This is a genomic window from Myxococcus sp. CA033 (genome assembly GCF_013336625.1).
In the GTDB taxonomy this organism is placed as follows: Bacteria; Myxococcota; Myxococcia; order Myxococcales; family Myxococcaceae; genus Myxococcus; species Myxococcus llanfairpwllgwyngyllgogerychwyrndrobwllllantysiliogogogochensis.
Map to the genome: position 1 here is coordinate 1 of NZ_JABUMU010000018.1, position 14,655 is coordinate 14,655.

The 14,655-nt window shown below is 69.4% G+C and carries 12 protein-coding genes and 1 pseudogene; 6 read left to right on the plus strand and 7 right to left on the minus strand.

All coding sequences use genetic code 11. The features are described from left to right. A pseudogene (locus tag HUA78_RS31530) lies at positions 1-1,029 on the minus strand (molecular chaperone DnaJ); the annotation flags it as partial. Positions 1,030-1,062: 33 nt separating this feature from the next. Beyond that, positions 1,063-1,566, minus strand: a complete 504-nt coding sequence (locus tag HUA78_RS31535) for a tRNA (cytidine(34)-2'-O)-methyltransferase (protein ID WP_174458593.1) — start codon at positions 1,564-1,566, stop codon at positions 1,063-1,065. A 17-nt stretch (positions 1,567-1,583) separates the two neighbouring features. On the opposite strand from HUA78_RS31535, the gene HUA78_RS31540 reads away from it, so the two are divergent. Together HUA78_RS31540 and HUA78_RS31545 are read left to right on the plus strand one after the other, a co-directional pair. Further along, on the plus strand, positions 1,584-1,961 hold the full coding sequence (locus HUA78_RS31540; protein ID WP_174458592.1) for a DUF192 domain-containing protein: 378 nt from the start codon (positions 1,584-1,586) through the stop codon (positions 1,959-1,961). Positions 1,962-2,051: 90 nt separating this feature from the next. After that, positions 2,052-2,816 carry a Stp1/IreP family PP2C-type Ser/Thr phosphatase gene (locus tag HUA78_RS31545; RefSeq protein WP_141642395.1) on the plus strand — a complete coding sequence of 255 codons (765 nt, stop codon included), beginning with the start codon at positions 2,052-2,054 and terminating at the stop codon, positions 2,814-2,816. Positions 2,817-2,823: 7 nt separating this feature from the next. Here the strand turns inward: HUA78_RS31545 and HUA78_RS31550 are convergent, their stop codons facing one another. The 4 genes from HUA78_RS31550 to HUA78_RS31565 form a co-directional block, all read right to left on the minus strand. Continuing rightward, positions 2,824-4,842, minus strand: a complete 2,019-nt coding sequence (locus HUA78_RS31550) for an amylo-alpha-1,6-glucosidase (protein WP_174458591.1) — start codon at positions 4,840-4,842, stop codon at positions 2,824-2,826. After that, positions 4,839-6,743 carry a malto-oligosyltrehalose trehalohydrolase gene (gene treZ / locus HUA78_RS31555; protein WP_174464150.1) on the minus strand — a complete coding sequence of 635 codons (1,905 nt, stop codon included), beginning with the start codon at positions 6,741-6,743 and terminating at the stop codon, positions 4,839-4,841. The genes HUA78_RS31550 and treZ overlap by 4 nt, the downstream gene beginning before the upstream one ends. A gap of 303 nt (positions 6,744-7,046) precedes the next feature. Then, positions 7,047-8,078 carry a sugar phosphate nucleotidyltransferase gene (locus tag HUA78_RS31560; RefSeq protein ID WP_174464151.1) on the minus strand — a complete coding sequence of 344 codons (1,032 nt, stop codon included), beginning with the start codon at positions 8,076-8,078 and terminating at the stop codon, positions 7,047-7,049. Positions 8,079-8,106: 28 nt separating this feature from the next. After that, positions 8,107-9,147, minus strand: coding sequence for an aminoglycoside phosphotransferase family protein (locus HUA78_RS31565; protein ID WP_174464152.1), 1,041 nt, complete (start codon positions 9,145-9,147; stop codon positions 8,107-8,109). Between the two features lie 374 nt (positions 9,148-9,521). On the opposite strand from HUA78_RS31565, the gene HUA78_RS31570 reads away from it, so the two are divergent. The 4 genes from HUA78_RS31570 to HUA78_RS31585 all read left to right on the plus strand — a co-directional run bounded on the left by HUA78_RS31570 (position 9,522) and on the right by HUA78_RS31585 (position 13,937). Beyond that, positions 9,522-10,889 carry a pyridoxal-phosphate dependent enzyme gene (locus HUA78_RS31570; protein ID WP_141642400.1) on the plus strand — a complete coding sequence of 456 codons (1,368 nt, stop codon included), beginning with the start codon at positions 9,522-9,524 and terminating at the stop codon, positions 10,887-10,889. A 135-nt stretch (positions 10,890-11,024) separates the two neighbouring features. Next, on the plus strand, positions 11,025-12,533 hold the full coding sequence (locus HUA78_RS31575; RefSeq protein WP_174464153.1) for an AlkA N-terminal domain-containing protein: 1,509 nt from the start codon (positions 11,025-11,027) through the stop codon (positions 12,531-12,533). Then, positions 12,526-13,062 (plus strand): methylated-DNA--[protein]-cysteine S-methyltransferase, encoded by a 537-nt coding sequence (ogt, locus tag HUA78_RS31580; protein ID WP_174464154.1) that lies wholly within the window; start codon positions 12,526-12,528, stop codon positions 13,060-13,062. The genes HUA78_RS31575 and ogt overlap by 8 nt, the downstream gene beginning before the upstream one ends. Positions 13,063-13,121: 59 nt before the next feature. After that, complete coding sequence (locus HUA78_RS31585) at positions 13,122-13,937, plus strand: isocitrate lyase/phosphoenolpyruvate mutase family protein (protein WP_174468246.1); 816 nt, start codon at positions 13,122-13,124, stop codon at positions 13,935-13,937. Positions 13,938-14,096: 159 nt separating this feature from the next. On the opposite strand, the gene HUA78_RS31590 is transcribed toward HUA78_RS31585, so the two are convergent. Continuing rightward, entirely contained in the window at positions 14,097-14,555 is a 459-nt protein-coding gene (locus HUA78_RS31590) for a MaoC family dehydratase (protein WP_174458584.1), read from the minus strand. Positions 14,556-14,655: the final 100 nt, after the last annotated feature.

The following is a 14,655-nucleotide window of genomic DNA, read 5'->3' on the forward strand; positions in this document are numbered from 1 at the left end:
CGCCAGCCGGGCCTCCTCGGCAAGCCGAGCCACTTCGGCGAGCCGGGCCTCTTCCGCGAGTCGCTCCTCCTCGGCGCGAATCCACGCCTCTGCCGCCAGCCGAGCAGCCTCCGCGCGCCGGGCCTCTTCCGCGCGCCGTTCTTCCTCGGCACGAACCCGGGCCTCTTCCGCCCGCCGTTCTTCCTCCGCCCGAACCCTCGCCTCTTCCGCGAGCCGTTCCTCCTCGGCACGAATCCGAGCCTCTTCCGCGAGCCGAGCCTCTTCAATCGCACGGAGTCGGGCTTCCTCCGCCAGCCGAGCCTCCTCCGCCCGCCGACGAGCCTCCTCCTCGGCGCGGAGCCGCTCCTCCTCCGCCCTCCTGCGCGCGGCCTCCTCCTCCTGCCTGCGCGCCTCCTCCCTCGCCTCCCACTCCTCCACCGACAGCGCCTCGACGCCCCCCTCGCGCTCCAACACGAGCAACAGCGCCTCGCGCGCGGGCGTCAGCGACTCCGGCTCACGAAACTCCCCCAACGTCCTCAACAACTCCCGCTCGGACGCATCCGTCAGCCACGGCTCGCACACGGCCACATCCGCGCACCGGAACACCCGCCCCTTCGCCCCACCCGCCCCCGGCCGCTCCAGCGCCGCCCGCACCACCCTCACCCCGGAGATGGGCTCGAACTCCGCCTCCACGCTCCCAGGCTCGAAGGCCGCGCGCTCGGCCAACTCACTCAACCGCCGCACGTGGGCAAGCACCTGCTGCTCCACCACCGCGTCCCGCTCCAGCCCGTGCTCCTCCAACAACTCCTCGTCCGCGGCGCCCGCACCACCCCGCGCCCACAGCGCATCCAGCGCCTCCGCGCTCAACAAGCCACTCTGCAACAGCGCCTGCGCCGGACTCTGATACCCAAACCCCAGCCGCGTCCCCACGAGGTCGCCCTCGCGCAGCATCAACCGCGACTCACGCCCTCCTGCGGACAAGGTCAGCCATCCCGTGGCTCGGGACTTGTGGGCGGAATACAGCGCTTCGGCGGCCTGCGACGGAATCATCCTCGCCGCAGTGTAGTCCCTCCTCACCGCCCCTCAACTTGCCGAGGGTGCCCGCCTGCCCGCCCCGGTGAAACACACCTGTCGCAGCGCCTCGTAGGTCCCCACCCCCACCGCCGTGGACAGGTTCATGCTCCGCCGCCCCTCCAACATCGGAATCGTCAGCGCCGTCCCCGTCCCCCCCTCCATCACCTCCGGCAACAGCCCCGTCACCTCCGAGCCGAACACCAGGTGGTCCCCCTCCTCGAACCGCGCCTCGTACAAGGTCTGCTCCGCCCGCGCCGAGAACAGCCACCGCCGCGCGTCCGGATACGCCGCCACGTAGGCCTCATAAGTCGGGTACAGCCGTAGAAATACCTTGTCCCAGTAGTCCAACCCGGCCCGCTTGAGGTTCCGGTCATCGATGGAGAAGCCCAGGGGCTCCACCAGGATGAGCCGGCAGCCCGTCACCGCGCAGAGGCGGGCCACGTTGCCGGTGTTGGGGGGAATCTGGGGGGAGACCAGAACCAGATGCAGAGGACGCGCCAGGGGCTCGAGCATGGGGTAGAACGCGCTACATGCGCTGGAAGGTGACCAACGAGACGCGGCAGAAGCCGCTGGCGGACCGGGCGGAGAAGGCCACCTCTTTCGCCCAGCGCTTCAAGGGACTGATGGGGCGCCAGGAGCTCGCCATGGGCGACGGCCTCCACATCCAGCCCTGCAACTCCATCCACACGTTCTTCATGCGCATCCCCATTGACGTCGCCTTCCTGGACGCCCAGGGCCGCATCGTCAAGCAGATGATGGCGCTGCCGCCCTGGAGGGCCACCTCCGTGTACTTCCAGGCCCGTTCCGTGCTGGAACTGCCCGCGGGCGTCCTGGCCGCGAGCGGCACCCAGGAAGGGGACCGCTTGAGCTTCGAGCCTGCCTCCCCTGCCCCGGTGTCCCCTGTCTGACCGCACCAAGAGCACGTCTTTTGACCGTTTTCCGAGCGCTTTGTTAACGTGCGCCGCCAGTTTCTCGTCCCCTTAGAAGAGTCCCCGCGCATGCGCATCGAGGTAGCCGGCAGCACCCACGTCGGGATGAAGCGGAACCACAACGAGGACAACTTCCTCATGTTGCCCGATGAGCACCTCTTCATCGTCGCGGACGGGATGGGCGGGCACTCCTCAGGAGAGATCGCCAGTCGCATCGCCGTGGACGAGTTGGGTGAGTTCTACAAGATGACCTCCAAGGACCAGGACAGCACCTGGCCCTTCAAGATGGACAAACAGCGCAACTATGACGAGAACCGGTTGGCCACCGGAATCAAGCTCGCCAACGCGCGCATCTTCGAGAAGGCCAGCAGCGAGTCGAAGTACAAGGGCATGGGGACGACCATCGTCAGCGTGCACTTCGCCAGCGACGTCGCGTACGTCGGGCACGTGGGCGACAGCCGCGTGTACTGCTTCCGCGCTGGAGCCCTCAAGCAGATCACCGAGGACCACTCCCTGCTCAACGACTACCTCAAGGCGAAGAAGCTCTCGCCCGAGGAGGTCGAAAACTTCCCGCACAAGAACGTCATCGTCCGCGCCCTGGGCATGAAGGAGAACGTCCAGGTGGACGTCTCCCGCGTGGACCCCCAGCCGGGCGACGTCTTCCTGCTGTGCTCGGACGGCCTGAGCGGCATGGTGACCGACCCCCAGATGCAGGAAATCCTCGGCCGCACGCCCGAGCTGGACAAGGCGTGCTCGCAGCTCATCGACATGGCCAACGCCGCGGGCGGCAACGACAACGTCACCTGCGTGCTCGCCCGCTACCACCCCGCCTGACCCGACGTCAGGCGATGCGCAGGAAGACCCGCAGCGCCTCGGCCACTCCCCAGGCCTGGGCGATGCACCCCCTTGGCCTGAAGGGGGGCGTGGCGTCGAAGATTTCGCTGACCTGACCAACGCCCGCCTGTCTCAGGTGGGTCTCCAGGCCCTCCATGACGTCACGCACGTGCGCGCGGGCCGGCTGAACCCTGAGCGCGGCGTCCACGTAGTGGCCAATCAGCCAGCTCCACACCGTGCCCTGGTGGTACGCCGCGTCACGCGCGCGCAGGTCTCCGTCATACGTGGCCTTGTAGTCGTCGTGGTCCGAGGCCAGCGAGCGCAGCCCCACCGGGGTGAGCAGCTCCGTCTCCACCTTGCGCAGCACGTCCGACCAGTGGTCCGGGTTCAACACCGGGTACTTGAGAGACAGGGCGAAAATCTGGTTGGGCCGCACGGCGGCGTCATTGCCGCCCCCTTGCGCGTCCACCACGTCGAACAGGCACCCCTCGGCCGGGTTCCAGAAGCGCCGGTTGAAGGAGTCCTGCGCCTGTTGCGCGGCCATCGCGTAGGGCGTCCCGTCCAGTCCCTGGAGCGCGGCCCACTCCGCCATCAGCCGCATGGCGTTGAACCACAGGGCGTTGAGCTCCACGGCCTTGCCGCGTCGGGGCGTCACCACCCAGCCGTCCACCTTCGCGTCCATCCAGGTGAGCTGGTAGCCCTCTTCGCCCTGCGTCAGCAGCCCATCCGTGGGGTCGATGCGGATGTTGTGGCGGGTGCCCTGCTGGTGCCTGCGGACGATGTCCTCGAACGTCGGGTAGAACTCCCGCAGCAGCTCCAGGTCCCCGGAGGCCGTCACGTAGCGGTCCACCGCGTGGAAGAACCAGAGCGTCGCGTCGGCCGTGTGGTAGAGCCCGTCGGCCTCTCCCTCCGGGAAGAGGTTGGGCAACAGCCCGTCCTTCACGTGGTGACGGAACGTGCGCAGAATCGCCGCCGCCTCACGGAAGCGCCCCGTGGACACCGTCAGGCCCTCCAGCGAAATCATCGTGTCGCGGCCCCAGTCGGTGAACCAGGGGTAGCCCGCGATGACGCTGCGGGCATCCTCGCCAATGGCCCGGGCCCACGCATCGTCGCGCGGACGCATGGGGTCGACGATGAACTGGTCGCCCGCGAGGACCAGGCGCGCCGCCGTGCCCGTCCTCGCCGCCACGGGCGCGCGCTCCAGCAGGCGCCACTCGCGCTCGCGCTCCATGTCGAAGCTCATGGACGGGTCCCGGTCCAACAGCGCCCAGTCATCCACCGTGGCACCGAGCGACAGGCGACTGCCTGGCCTCACCGTGCACTCGAAGTAGCCAGGGCTCGCCTGCGTCTCGATGTGGGGCATCCCCCGGGAGCGCTCCGTCCGGTAGAGCAGGGGTGAGGAAATCTCAGGCATCGCCACGAAGGGCACGATGCCATCGCCGTACAGCCGCAGCCGCAGCGAAGGCGCATCCTTCGCCGCCTGCATCTCGATGCGCTCTCCCTGGAGAATGACCTTCGGCTGGCAGTAGTCGTGCGGGAAGTCGTGCTCGTGCACTCGAAACACCGGGAAGGGCCGCAGCCGGAGCTTCACCGGAGGGCCGGACAGGTGCGCCCACTCGATGAAGAGCGTGTTCTCCCCGTGCACCAGCACCAGCCTGCGACGCAGACGGGAGGCGCCCAGGACGTACTCCCATTCGGGAATGAGGCCGTCGAGCCGGAAGGAGCGCAGCAGCGAGGCGTCCCCCATCAGCGCGCCGTCCGCCCGCACCTCGCCGTCCAGTCGGCACGTCTGCCCCTCCACCCGGGCCGTCTCCACCAGGCGGGACAGCATGACGGTGCGGCCCCGCTCGGGCAGGGTGGGGATGAAGAGGCCGTGGTAGCGGCGCGCGTTCACCCCCGCCAGGGTGCTGGACGCATAGCCCCCCAGGCCGTTCGTCATCAGCCACTCCCGTCCGAGCACCTCGATGGCCGGCGCTCCCACCGGCCATGCGAACTTCAGCTCCGGCAGCCCGCGCACCCGGCTCATCCGGCCTTCTGTGGGCCGAGCCCCTGGCCGCTCCTCCCGGTGCTCGTCATCCACAGGGCGGTCATCCCCGGTACGCGCCACGACGTCTCGACCCTCAGTGACTCCAGTGAGCAAGACCCTGCACCTCCGAATCGAACCTCTTCACTCGACAGTCCAAGACGCCACCCTTCATCCCGAGGTGGTGCGAGTAATGGTTCGGGGCACGGAGAGAGCTCCAGCTCGCCCCCCAGGTTGACGAGCAGCAGCCGGTCGCCTTCCTGTTCGCTGCCCGAGTAGCGCAGCACGAGCGCGAGCGGGGAGAGGACCGCGCCGGTGAGCTGGCCGCTGTCCTGCCGGGCAAGCACGGAGTCCTCGCGGCGCAGTCGGAGCAGCTCCCGGTGCAGGGTGAGCGGCCCGGTGTGGCGCTCGCGCTCGCTCCAATCGAGCCGGGAGAGGGTGAACGCCTTCTCGTCCACGTGCTCCACGTAGCCCTCGTGCTCCAGCGCGTGACGGGCGCTCTCGAACTGGCCGAGGAACTGGTCCCGACCCTTGCGCACCAACGGCTGCAGCTCCGGCTTGTGGTCCACGAAGTAGAAGAAGGGGGAGTTCGCGAACCACTCCTGGCCCATGAAGAGCAGCGGCGTCTGGGGCAGCAGCAGCCACAGCGTGGTGAGCGCGCGCGCCAGTCGCTCGCCGCAGATGCGGTGCAGCCGCTGGCCCTGGAGCATGTTGGCGAGCTGGTCGTGGTTCTGGAGGTAGAAGACGCACGCGCTCGCGGGCACGCGCAGCAGTGGACTGCCTCGGGCCTTCTTCTGCCAGCGGTAGTACTGCCCCTGATAGAGCGAGTTGCGCAGCGCGCACGACAGCAGCTCCTGCGCGGTGCCGCGATAGTCCTGGAGGTAGGCCTCCGCGCGTCCCGTGGCGGCGACACGGGCGGAGTGGTGGAAGTCATCCACCCAGAGGGCATCCGTGCCCCAGCCGCCCCGCTCCACCGACCTCACGCACAGTTCGTCCTGGGGCTCGTTCTCGGCGATGACGAGCACACCGCGGCCAGCCGCGGCCTCGCGCACGGCGCGCGTCAGCTCCTGGACGATGTGGCACGGCCCGTCGTCATACAGGGCCTGCGTCGCATCCAGGCGGAGCCCGTCGAAGTGATACTCGGCGACCCAGGCGCAGGCGTTCTGGATGAAGAAGTCGCGGCTGGGGCCCGCGGCGGCGCCGTCGTCGAAGTTCGTCGGCTCGCCCCACTCGTTCTCGTACTTGCGGGTGAAGTAGTCCGGTGAGTACTGGGCCAGGTAGTTCCCGTCGGGCCCCAGGTGGTTGTAGACGACGTCCACCAGCACGCCGAGCCCCAGCGCGTGCGCGGCCTCCACGAAGGCGCGCAGGTCCTCCGGCCGGCCGTACTGCCCGCTGGGCGCGAAGAGCTGCGCGCCGTCATAGCCCCAGTTGAAGCGCCCGGGGAACGTGTGCAGCGGCATCAACTCCAGGCAGGTGACGCCCAGCTCCTTGAGCAGCGGCAGCTTGGCGATGGCCGCCCTGTACGTCCCCTCGGGCGTGAAGGCGCCCAGGTGCAGTTCGTAGAGCACCTGCCCCCGGATGCAGGACACGCCCTTCCAGTCGCCGTCCGTCCACGGGTGCGCGTACGCGTCGACGACCTCGCTGAAGCCATGCGGGCCCTCGGGCTGGAAGCGCGACGCGGGGTCTGGGAACTCCTCGCTCGAATCCAGGCGGTACTTGTACAGCGCCCCCACGGCCACCGGATGCACGGCCTCGAAATAGCCCTGGGCGTCCCCCGCGAGTGGGAGCGGGCGGGAGCCTCCCTTCACCACGACCTCCACACTGCGCCTGCGTGGCGCCCACACACGGAAGTGAGTGCTGTCTCCCCCCGCCGGCCTGGCCCCCAGAGAACCTCGCCACTTCATGCCCCAGACCTCCCCTTGTTCCCCGCCGGAAACCCCCGGCGCAGGCAGGCTGTCCGTGGCGAAAGGTAGGGCCCATTGTCCGAAACGGCGACCTTCGTGCGGAGGACAGAGCTCGCTCGCACGCCGTGCGGTAACCGACCCTTTCCGAGCAGGGTTCGTGCGCGCGCGGACAGGAGTCGACAGGCATCACCATGCGGCCGCCCCCACACGCTCGCGGCGAGGGCACGCGCGAGCGGGCGGCGCACGGCACCCGCTGGCCGCGCACGCGGTCAGCTCATCCGAGGGCCTTGAGGCTCGTGCGAGTCAGCGCCCCGAAAGCGGCGCGGGAATCCGATGCTCCCGCCACGCAAGCAGCTCCGTGAGCGACTCATCCGCCTCGATCACGGTCTGCTCGAAGACGGCGGCGTTCTGGAGGCGAGCCCCCGCGTCCACCTTCACTCCGGCGCCCAGCGCCACGGACTCGCCGACGACGGCGCCCTCCGCCACCGTGACGCCCCGGCCAAAGTACGCGGGGCCCTCCACCTTCGCGCCACTCACGTGCGCGTCGGGATGCGCCCACGAGGACCCCGGCCCTCGCACCGTGCCAGCGAGCGGCGAGTCCGCCCCCAGCCACTCCAACCGCACGCGGCCGGCGAGCACGTCCCGCACCGTGGCCAGATACCGCGACGGCGTGCCCAAATCGGACCAGTAGCCATCCACGCGCACGCCTCGCACCACCTGTCCCTGGGACATGGCGCGCGCGTAGACCTCGCGGTTGATGTCCTCGGGTCCTTGCGCGCTCATGAAGTCGAAGACGCGCGGGGACATGACGTGCACGCCCGTGAAGTGCCACGGCGTCAGGCCCTCGCCTCCAGGCCCGTGTCCCGCGATGCGCCGCACCCGTCCGGACGCATCCAACTCCACCGACGCGTACTTCTCCCCCTCCGGCATGGGCAGCAACACCATCGTCGCCAGCGCACCGGACGCCTGGTGCACGGCCACCACCGGCCGCAGGTCCACCGGGTAGAGGATGTCGCCGTTGTAGACGATGAAGTCTCCGTCCGAGAGGAAGTCGCGCAGGCCCCGGATGCCGCCGCCGGTGCCCTGGATGACGGGCTCGCGCACCACGTGCAGCGCCAGCTTCGCGCGCGCGCACTCCTCGCGAGCCACCTCCTCCATCGTATCCGGCAGGTGGTGGGTGTTGATGCCCACCGCCGTGACACCCGCGGCCTTCAGCACCGCCAGGTGGTAGCGCAGGAGCGGCTGACCCAGGAACGGGAGCGCCGGCTTGGGCCAGCGCTCCGTCAACGGACGCAGGCGGGTTCCCAGACCCGCGCAGAGCACCATCGCCTTCATTGTCGACTCCCCTCCCCCGCCAATGGGCTCAGGCCGCCAGCTCCGGGACGTACTTCGCCACCAGCTCCTGCAGCCCTCGCAGCTCCGGCCGCTGACGGAACGCCTCGCGCACGTAGCGCAGCGACGCGGGGATGGAGACGAGGAAGCCCGGGTTGCCCTTCACGCGGTTGATGTACTCGAAGCGGCCCGCGTCCTTCAGCTTGCGCTGCACGGTGAGCAGGTCGAAGAACGCCTTGAACTCCACCGCGTCGATGCGCTCGCCGCTCGCCTCCTGGAACGTGGCGATGTAGCGGTCCAGCATCGCGTCCACGAAGGCCCGGTCCAGCTCCACGTAGCTGTCGCGCAGGAGCGCCACCAGGTCGTACTGCCTGGGGCCCTGGAGCGCGTCCTGGAAGTCGATGACCACCAGCTCGCCCTCCTTCACCATGATGTTGCGGCTCTGGTAGTCGCGGTGCGTGAAGCCCCGGGGCGCGGCGGCCAGCTGCTTCGCGATGTCCCGGAACGTCGCGTCCAGTTGCGCGCGCTCGGCGTCCGTGGGCAGCTTGCCGCTCCACGCCTCCAGGCCCCACTCGCGGAAGTGGTGCAGCTCCCAGTCGTACAGGTCCTCGTCGAACGAGCGCGTGAAGGCCAGGCAGTCCGGGTCCTGGTGCTTCTCCGCCTGCACCCGCAGCCGCGCCAGCAGGTCCACCGCGCGCGTGTAGAGCGCCTCGTTGTGCTTGCCGCCTTCCAGCGCGGACTCGAAGGTGATGTCGCTCAGGTCCTCAATCACCATCATCCCCGCCGGCTCGTCGTAGCGGAGGATGGCGGGCACGCGCACACCGAGCTTGTTCAGGTAGCGGTGCACGTTGACGAAGGGCAGCTCCTTCGGAGGCTCACCCTTGGTGGCCTCCTCGCTCTTCTTCGTCGCGTCCAGCGGCATCACCATCACCACCCAGCTCTCCGGGGGCGCGCCGACGCGGTAGTACGAGCGATTGCTCGCGTCTCCCTTCAGCTTCTTGATGGGAGCATGGGGCACGGGACGGCCAGTGGCCTGTCCCACCTGGTCGCGCAGGGCGGCCTCGAGTTCCATATCGACGGGGTTCTCCAAGGGGGTTGGGAGAAGAGGCTTGCGAGTATGGGAGGGGCGACTTTCCGCGTCAAAGGCCCGGCGCGGCGATTGCCCCCTGGCCCCTCGGGCTGTCACGTAAGCGACGGCGAAACCTTGAGCCCCCAATTCCCGTCGCGACGCGTCGCGCGCCCGGCCGCCCCCTGACGAAGCAGGCCCGTCCCTGCTGGCAGGTCGCCAGGAGACACCCCGGGTCCTGGTGCTCCAGGGGCGCGGGGGAAGTGCCCAGGATGGGGCACTGTTACTTCTCGACCGGGGAGATGGACTCCCGCTGTCGACCGGGCCCCTCCGGCGGCATATAAGACGCGCCGCGAACCCCCTTTTTTCTGGAAGCCCCGATGGACATCCACGACACCATTCTCTCCGCCATTGGCAACACGCCCCTGGTCAAGCTCAACAAGCTCGTCGGACCGAACGATGCGACTGTTCTGGTCAAGTGCGAGTTCATGAACCCGGGCGCGTCCATCAAGGACCGCATGGCGCTGTACATCATCGAGAAGGCCGAGCGGGAGGGGAAGCTCAAGCCCGGCGGGACCATCGTGGAGAACACGTCCGGCAACACCGGCATGGGCGTGGCGCTGGCGGCCGCGGTGAAGGGCTACAAGTGCATCTTCACGATGCCGGACAAGATGTCGCTGGAGAAGATCAACCGCCTGAAGGCGCTGGGCGCGCAGGTGGTGGTGACGCCGACGAACGTCGCGGCCGAGGACCCCCGCAGCTACTACGAGACGGCCAAGCGGCTGCACCGTGAGACGCCGGGCGCGTTCATGCTGAACCAGTACCACAACCCCGACAACATCGAGGCGCACTACCAGCTCACCGGTCCGGAGATCTTCGAGCAGACCGGCGGCAAGATGGACTACTTCATCTCTGGCCTGGGCACCGGCGGGACGATGAGCGGCGCGGGCAAGTTCCTCAAGGAGAAGATCCCCGGCCTGAAGAACGTGGGCGTGGACCCCGAGGGCTCCGTCTACGAGGGCTACTTCAAGACGGGCAAGCTGACCGAGCCGCACGTCTACAAGGTGGAAGGTATCGGCGAGGACATGCTGTGCGGCGCCATGGACTTCAAGGTCGTGGACGACGTGCGCCAGGTGGATGACCGCCAGTGCTTCGCGGCGGCGCGGCGGCTGGCGCGCGAGGAGGGCATCTTCGCGGGTGGCTCCTCCGGCGCGGCCGTGCACGTGGCCGTGCAGTTGGCGAAGGAAGTGGGCAAGGGCAAGACGATTGTCGTCGTGCTCCCCGACTCCGGCAGCAGCTACATCAGCAAGTTCCACTCCGATGAGTGGATGCGCGACAACGGCTTCGCCGAGGACAAGAGCACCGGCACCGTGCGCGACATCATCGGGAGCAAGCAGCGCGACGTGAAGACGGCGCGCAAGGGCGACCGGGTGGACCAGGTCGTGGAGACGATGCGCGGACACGGCATCAGCCAGATGCCCGTGGTGTCCGAGGACGGCCGCGCGGTGGGCATGGTGCACGAGTACGACCTGCTCAACGCGCTGGTCGCCGGGAAGGCGAAGTTCGCCGACACCATCGACGCCATCGTCTCGCCGCTGCAGGGCGCGCTGTCGCCGGACACGAGCATCGCCCGCCTGCGGGAAATCTTCGCGCAGGACAACGTGGCCGTCGTGAAGGAGGGCGAGAAGGTCATCGCCATCGTCACGAAGATCGACCTCATCGACTTCCTGCACCGCACGGCGGCCTAGTCGGCCCCCAGGCAGTCGCGTCTTGAAGAGGGCCTCTCACCGGTGGTGGGAGGCCCTTTTCGCGTCCGGAGGGCGCGTGCCATCGATGTCCGAAAACCGCGAGCGCGCACGGCGCCCCGATGACACTGTCTGGGCATGGACCTGCTCGATTCCGACGCCTGCTACCGCGTGCTCCAGACGCGGGATGCCCGCTTCGACGGCCGCCTCTTCGTCGCGGTGACGTCGACCGGCATCTACTGCCGGCCCATCTGCCCCGCGCGCACTCCGAAGCGGGAGAACTGCCGCTTCTTCGCCTCCGCCGCCGCGTCCCAGGAAGAGGGCTTCCGGCCGTGTCTGCGCTGCCGGCCGGAGACGGCTCCGGACCTCGCCTCCTGGCGGGGCACCTCCAACACCGTGTCGCGCGCGCTGGCCCTCATCGCGGAGGGCGCGCTGGACGGAGGCGAAGCGGGCGTGGACGCGCTGGCGGAGCGGCTGGGCGTGGGAGGACGACAGCTCCGCCGTCTCTTCAAGCAACACCTGGGCGCCACGCCGGTGGCCGTCGCGCAGACGCGGCGCGTGCTCTTCGCCAAGCAGCTCATCCAGGAGACGCGGATGCCGCTGGCCGAGGTCGCGCTCGCCGCGGGCTTCGGCAGCATCCGGCGCTTCAACGAGACGTTCCAGGACCTCTACCAGCGGCCCCCCAGCGCCCTGCGCCGCAAGCAGGCGGTGGAGACGACCTCCAGCGCGGCGGCGGAAGCGGGCGTCACGCTGCGGCTGCGCTACCGGCCGCCGTATGACTGGGCGGCGATGCTCGCCTATCTGTCCGCGCGAGCCATCCAGGGCGTGGAGCAGGTGTCCGACTCGCGTTACCTGCGCACGGTGTCCCAGGACGGCGCGGTGGGCACGGTGGAGGTGTCCCACGAGCCCGCGAGGGACAACCTCGTGGCGAGGATTCGCTTCCCGCGCGTCCAGTCGCTCCCCGCCATCGTCGCGCGCGTGCGCAGGGTGTTCGACGTGGGCGCGGACATCGAGGTGATTGGCGCGCACCTCTCCAGGGACCCCTTCCTGGCGCCCCTCGTGGCGCTGCGCCCCGGGCTGCGGGCCCCTGGCGCATGGGACGGCTTCGAGCTGGCGGTGCGCGCGATTCTGGGCCAGCAGGTGACGGTGGTGGCCGCGCGCAGGCTCGCGGGCCAGTTGGTGGGACTGTGCGCTGACGCCCCCGTGGACGGACTTGCTCCGGGCCTGTCGCGGGCCTTCCCTTCACCGGAGCGCGTCGTGGCGACGGACCTGGGAGCGCTGGGAATGCCCTCCGCGCGCAAGGCGTCGCTGAAGGCCCTGGCGGAAGCGGCGCTCGCGGACCCGCTGTTGTTCCAGCCGTTCGGCACGGTGGAGGAAGGCGTCGCCCGGCTGCGCTCCATCCGAGGCGTGGGCGAGTGGACCGCGCAGTACATCGCCCTGCGCGCGCTGCGCGAGACGGACGCGTTCCCCGCCAGCGACGTGGCGCTCTTGCGGAGCGCGGCGACAGACGCGGGCGCGCGTCCCACACCCGAGGACCTGCTTCAACGCGCGGAACCCTGGAGGCCCTGGCGGGCCTATGCCGCGCAACACCTGTGGGCCGCGGACCCGGGCCTGCTTCCACGACTTCAAGAGGTGCGTCATGGCTGAGACTCTCCGCTTCCTCATCGACAAGACGGACACCCCCATCGGCGAGCTGGTCATCATCGCGGACCGGGACGGACACCTGCGCGCCGTCGACTGGACGGAGCACGAAGGCCGCATGCGGCAGTTGCTGCGCCTGCACTACGGGGCCGGAGGCTTCGAGCTGGACGCCGCGAGAAATCCGGGCGGACTCACGGAGACGATGCGGACGTATTTCTCCGGGCGGCTCGACGCCATCGACGGCCTGTCCGTCCGCACCGAAGGCACGCCCTTCCAACGCGAGGTGTGGGCGGCGCTGCGGGGCATTCCCTGCGGCGCGACGGTGTCCTACTCGGAGCTGGCGAAGCGCATCGGCCGTCCCGCGGCCGTACGCGCGGTGGGCCTGGCGAACGGCGCCAATCCGGTGGGCATTGTCGTGCCGTGTCATCGCGTGGTGGGTGCCAATGGCTCCCTCACCGGCTACGGAGGTGGCATCGAGCGCAAGCGCTGGTTACTCGACCACGAGTCGCGAGTGCGACGGACATCCACGGCCTGAAGCGCTCTGCGTATCATCCGGCCCCGCTCCACACCCCTGTCGAAAGAGGACCTCTGCCCATGCCTGTCGCTCCGCCGAACTCCGCCCGGGACTTCCGTCAGTTGCACGAAGCGGGCTTGTTGCTGCTGGTCAACGCGTGGGACGCCGGAAGCGCCCGCGTCATGGAGAGCCTGGGGGCCAAGGCCCTCGCCACGACGAGCGCGGGCGTGGCCTGGGCCCAGGGATACCCGGACGGCGACCTGCTGCCGGTGAGTCGACTCCTGGACACTGTCGCCGCCATCACCCGCATCGTGAAGGTGCCTCTGACGGTGGACATCGAAGGGGGCTACTCGGAGGACCCGCACGCGGTGGGCGAAGTGGCCGCGGGGGTGCTGGAGGCGGGCGGCGTCGGCATCAACCTGGAGGATGGCTCGGGCTCGGTGGACCTGCTGTGCGCCAAGATTGAAGCCGTGAAGCGCGCCGCCGCGCGAAAGGGCGCGGACCTGTTCGTGAACGCGCGCACGGATGTGTTCCTGCGGGGCATTGGCCCGGCGGAGCGTCGCGTCGAGGAGACGCTGGCCCGGGCCCGTCGCTATCGCGCCGCGGGCGCGGATGGGCTCTTCGTTCCGGGCCTGAAGACGCCGGTGGACATCAAGGCCATCGTCACGGAAGCGGGCCTGCCCTTGAACCTGATGGCGATTGGCGGCCTGCCTCCCGCGTCGGAGCTCGCCTCGCTCGGCGTGCGTCGCGTCAGCGCGGGCGCGGGCATGGCCCAGTCCATCTTCGGCCGCATCGCGGCGCTCAGCGCGGACTTCCTGCGGGACGGCTCCTCCGCGCCTCCGCCCGAGGCGGGCATCAACTATCCCGCGCTCAATGCCCTGATGGCCCAGCGCTGAGCCGACGTCGCGCGGGCGGACAACAAGACGACGCGGTGTCGCTCGCCCACGCGGAGGGGCGCACCGACGTCGGGTCCAGCCAGCGCCTGGCAGGTGAAGCGTGGCCGCGCCGATGAATGGCGCGGCCCTTGCCATCGGTTCCCTGAGGATGGCTCGCGGCTACTTCGCCGCGCCGCCCTCGGGCCGTCGGGCGAACAGCGCGTTGGCGACCTCCGTCATCACCACTTCGCCATTCTGGTTGCGGACCTCGAAGCGGAACTTGATGGCGCCGCGGTCCGGCTTGCTGCGCGACGGCGTGGTGGAGAGGACCTCGAAGCGCGCGCTGAGCGCATCCCCGGGACGCACCGGCCGCAGCCAGCGCAGCTCGTCGAGCCCCGGTGAACCCAGGCTCGCGGACTTGCCCAACAGGCTCTCCACCGCGAGCTTGTGGCAGATGGAAGCGGTGTGCCATCCACTGGCGATGATGCCGCCGAAGATGCCTTCCCGACCTCCCTCGTCACTCAGGTGGAAGGGCTGCGGATCGAACTGCTTCGCGAAGGCGATGATCTCCTCCCGGGAGACCACGTAGGGCCCGGCCTCAATCGCCTCACCAGGTTGGAAGTCGTCGAAGTAACGCATGGGACTCCTCGGATACGGGTGACTCTTGCTGCGTGGCCCCCTGGCGCATTGCATAGGCCGCTCGCGGGGCCAGGGCAACGCATTGCGGCGCCCATCCGCT

What these genes read in the sequence shown, in the direction of transcription:
- HUA78_RS31560 (WP_174464151.1), bottom strand. Translation starts at nt 8,078, where the DNA reads ATGAAGGCGATGGTGCTCTGCGCGGGTCTGGGAACCCGCCTGCGTCCG.
- HUA78_RS31545 (WP_141642395.1), top strand. Translation starts at nt 2,052, where the DNA reads ATGCGCATCGAGGTAGCCGGCAGCACCCACGTCGGGATGAAGCGGAAC.
- ogt (WP_174464154.1), top strand. Translation starts at nt 12,526, where the DNA reads ATGGCTGAGACTCTCCGCTTCCTCATCGACAAGACGGACACCCCCATC.
- HUA78_RS31535 (WP_174458593.1), bottom strand. Translation starts at nt 1,566, where the DNA reads ATGCTCGAGCCCCTGGCGCGTCCTCTGCATCTGGTTCTGGTCTCCCCC.
- treZ (WP_174464150.1), bottom strand. Translation starts at nt 6,743, where the DNA reads ATGAAGTGGCGAGGTTCTCTGGGGGCCAGGCCGGCGGGGGGAGACAGC.
- HUA78_RS31590 (WP_174458584.1), bottom strand. Translation starts at nt 14,555, where the DNA reads ATGCGTTACTTCGACGACTTCCAACCTGGTGAGGCGATTGAGGCCGGG.
- HUA78_RS31570 (WP_141642400.1), top strand. Translation starts at nt 9,522, where the DNA reads ATGGACATCCACGACACCATTCTCTCCGCCATTGGCAACACGCCCCTG.
- HUA78_RS31550 (WP_174458591.1), bottom strand. Translation starts at nt 4,842, where the DNA reads ATGAGCCGGGTGCGCGGGCTGCCGGAGCTGAAGTTCGCATGGCCGGTG.
- HUA78_RS31575 (WP_174464153.1), top strand. Translation starts at nt 11,025, where the DNA reads ATGGACCTGCTCGATTCCGACGCCTGCTACCGCGTGCTCCAGACGCGG.
- HUA78_RS31540 (WP_174458592.1), top strand. Translation starts at nt 1,584, where the DNA reads ATGCGCTGGAAGGTGACCAACGAGACGCGGCAGAAGCCGCTGGCGGAC.
- HUA78_RS31585 (WP_174468246.1), top strand. Translation starts at nt 13,122, where the DNA reads ATGCCTGTCGCTCCGCCGAACTCCGCCCGGGACTTCCGTCAGTTGCAC.
- HUA78_RS31565 (WP_174464152.1), bottom strand. Translation starts at nt 9,147, where the DNA reads ATGGAACTCGAGGCCGCCCTGCGCGACCAGGTGGGACAGGCCACTGGC.